The following is a 3,736-nucleotide window of genomic DNA, read 5'->3' as shown; positions in this document are numbered from 1 at the left end:
TCTCACAAAGAAATTCTCTTATATAAGATTCGGAAAGTTTTATCGTATATTCTTTATTATCATTATTCTAACCTTCCGAATCCTCTTTCAAAAGAATAATTGAAAGAAAGGCTTCGGAAGGGATAAAATTTCGGGTAAGATTTTCCTTGCCCGATTTTTTTTTATTAGAAAAGAAGTAACCAAACGAGGAAAAATGAAGACAATATTCGGTTACAAAGAAAAGATCATTGAGAGAGAATCCGAGATCAAAAAGCTCTCTCAATACCTTGATCCAATAACAAATAATAAATTCGGCGGTGTCGTTTATATCGAAGGAAAAGCAGGGATCGGTAAGACAAGACTGGTTACTGAACTTCAGCAGAACTACAAAAACAAAGAAGAACTCAACTGGATTTTTCTGTCCTGCGATATTGCCCGTCGGGTAAGTTTTAATCCTTTCACTGCTTTTCTTAATGAGTTTTTTGATCAATCCCCTGAAAATCAAGGAGAAACAAATAAATCCAATTTCGAGGATAAACTTCATTCTCTGTATGGTGAAATCGAAAATGAGAAAATAAAATATGAGATCATCCGAACCAGAAGTTTTCTGGGAGCATTATTGGATCTGCACTGGAAGAATTCTCTATATGAAGAACTCGAACCGAAAAACAGATATGAAAATATTCTCTCTGCTCTGCAGAACTTTTTCTATGCTTTATCTTTGATAAAACCGACAGTTATTGTTCTGGATGATTCAAATTGGATAGATAATGATACGGTGAAATTTCTGAAATTATTGTGTATAAATGCTGAAGATTTTCCTTTTATTTTATTGATTCTCTGTCGTCAAAATGAAGATGCTTCTCCTTTTGCATTGAATTTTGAAAATGATATTCCTCTGCACCGGATGATCATCGAGCCGTTAAGCCGGGAAGAATCCAGAAAATTGATCGACTATTATTTGAATCTCGATCTGGATGAAAAAAAAGAATTACCCGATAAAACTGTGGACCTGATCCATGAAAAAGCCAGGGGTAATACACTTATCTTAAAACAGGTAGTGGATTTTATCAAAAGCCGTGAGATCATCGATAATGATCTGATCATTGTTGATCGATTCGAGATCCCGGACAACATCGACGAACTGATAAATGCTAAATTTGAGAGCATGCACCCGGACTTGAAAGAAGTTACAAAAATGGCTTCTGTTCTGGGAAAGAATTTTACTATTAAAGTTCTGGGAGAAATGCTGAAAAACAGGAATATCGATAAATATATTCACGAAGGAAAGAGAAAAAACATCTGGCATTCATTGAGCAAGGTTAACCAGTCTTTTGAAAATGAAAGCGTTTACAAAGCGATCTATAATAAAGTATTAACTAACGAAAGTACTAAATATCACAAGCTGGCGGCTAAGTCCATTGAAAAAGTCTATGAAGGCAATTTACAATCACATTATTCAGAACTTGCTTATAATTTTGAAATGGCAGATGTTGAGAGTAAAGCCGTATTTTATTTAGGAAAAGCAGCTGAAAAAGCCAGAGAAATGTATGAGAATCAAGCAGCTCTTGATTACTATACAAAACTTCATCATATTTTGGAAAATTCTGCTGCGAAAAATGAAAACATTCTTTTAGATATCTTGCTTCAGAAAATCGATCTCTTTATTTTGCTTGGAAATACCAGAGAAGCTGAAACAAAATTGTCAGGTATCGATCTTACACGAATTGATCAGAAAGAAATAATAGATAAATTCTATTATCTTCAAGCAAAATTATATGCAACAATTCAAAATTACCTGGAATTGGAGAAATATGTGATCTCCAGTCTGGGGAAAGTGAAAACTAAAGTTTATAAATTTCATCTGGAGATATTTTATATCCATGCTCTCTGGTTCTTGAATAAATACAGAGAACTGGAAGATAGAGCGAAATTCCTTTTTGAAGTATTCAGAAAAGAAAATGAAAAATTATTTGAAGCAAAACTGGCAAACAGTATGGCGAATTATTATTTAAGAAAATCTCAATACGAGAATGCTATGAAGTTTTTCCGGAGACATTATAAAATAGTAGCTGAACAAAAAGATAAAATATTAATTCAAATCGCTCTTCGACAAATCGGAGTAGTATATTTTCGTCAAGGACACAGACAAAAAGCAAGAAAGTTCTATGAGGAATCTCTAAAACTCGCTGAAAATATCGGTAACAAAAATGAATGCAGTAAACTTAATTCAGACATTGCTTCGGTGTTAGCAACAGACGGAGAAGTAAAAGAAGCAATATTCTTTTATAAGAAAGGTCTGGAATTAGCAAGAAGTGTAGCTAATAAAGTGCAGGAAGGTTTGATCTTATATAATATCGGAGAATCATATTTCAGATTAGAAGATCACCAGACTTCAATGGAATACCTCGAAGCATCCAAAAAAATATGCCGGCAAATATCGGATAATGTAGGGATAACATACGCCAATGACCTTCATGGAGATATTCTTATGTCTCTAAAAAGATTTGAAGAAGCAAAAACTATTTATCAGGAAAATCTGATTTTGCAGCAGGAAACAGATGATAAAGAAGGTATTGCTCATACTCTGGGTAATTTAGGTCTTGTTGCTGAAAAGGAAAAAGATTTAACCGGAGCTGAAAAATTGTATAAAAAGCAGCAGCAGACACTTGCGGTGATCGGTGATAAAGAAGGAGAAGGAAAAGCTCTTTTTAACTGGGGAATGATGGAAAAAGACAGGAATAATTTAGAACGGGCAAAAGAAAAACTGGAAAAAGCTTTAAAACTGTTCACTGAATGTTCGTATAAAAGCGGGGAAAAACTGGCTAAACTGCAGCTTGAGATGATTGATGAGGAATCTCCAGCTCGAGAAAATAATTGACCTGAAAAGCAGGAAGCAAAATTTGTTTTACCGGAGGTTGATCTAAGATGGATAAAAAAATCAGAATATTGATCGCAAAACCAGGACTCGACGGTCATGATCGAGGTGCAAAATATGTAGCCAAGGCTCTTCGGGATGCAGGAATGGAAGTAATTTATACCGGGATCAGGCAAACTCCGGAACAGATTGTAACTGCTGCTATCCAGGAAGATGTCGATGCTGTTGGACTCAGTTTACTATCGGGAGCTCATAATTTCCTTTTCCCAAAAGTTGCTGAACTTCTCAAAGGAAAAGGAGCAGACGATATTCTGCTTTTTGGCGGAGGAGTGATTCCGGACGAAGATATTGAGTTTTTAAGAGCTGAAGGTTTCAAAGGTATCTTTACACCCGGAGCAACCTCAAAAGAGATCATCGATTTTATAAACCAGAATATCCAGAAATAAATGTCCGAAAATAAGGTTTTTACAAATCCGGATGGAAACATCATCCTGGAAATTGCTGATAATGGATTTTCCGCTTATCTGACCATTAAAGAAACACAAAACCTGTTCGATGAAAAGGAAATTTCAAATTTGCTTCAACAAGCAGGGATCAAGTTTGGTTTTGAAAACGCCAGCAACTATTTAAAACAGAAACAGATCAAAAAAGAATTTAACCAGCCCTTCCTCATTGCCCTGGGAGAAAAACACGAACCTGAAATTGAAGTTTCGTATCTGATCGAGAAGAATGAAACCATAGATCCTCAACATATAGAAAATACATCAGAAATAAAAGAATTAAAAAAAATAATCAAAAACCAGCCTCTTTTGACATTAAAAGTTCAGGAAAATCCAAAATCGAGTTTTGATGTTTTTGGTAACGAAATAAGTTCTGAAG

Annotated in this window: 3 protein-coding genes; all 3 read left to right on the top strand. The window is 34.9% G+C overall.

What is annotated here, in order from left to right:
- Positions 1 to 193 precede the first annotated feature (193 nt).
- Positions 194 to 2,860 carry a tetratricopeptide repeat protein gene (locus ENL20_06185; protein ID HHE38142.1) on the top strand — a complete coding sequence of 889 codons (2,667 nt, stop codon included), beginning with the start codon at positions 194 to 196 and terminating at the stop codon, positions 2,858 to 2,860.
- Positions 2,861 to 2,907: 47 nt separating this feature from the next.
- Complete coding sequence (locus ENL20_06180) at positions 2,908 to 3,303, top strand: cobalamin B12-binding domain-containing protein (GenBank protein HHE38141.1); 396 nt, start codon at positions 2,908 to 2,910, stop codon at positions 3,301 to 3,303.
- Positions 3,304 to 3,736: hypothetical protein (locus tag ENL20_06175; GenBank protein ID HHE38140.1), on the top strand; the 433-nt coding region annotated here is incomplete at its 3' end.

This window comes from Candidatus Cloacimonadota bacterium (genome assembly GCA_011372345.1).
Taxonomy (GTDB): Bacteria; Cloacimonadota; Cloacimonadia; order Cloacimonadales; family TCS61; genus DRTC01.
This window is presented reverse-complemented; position numbering and strand designations above follow the sequence as displayed.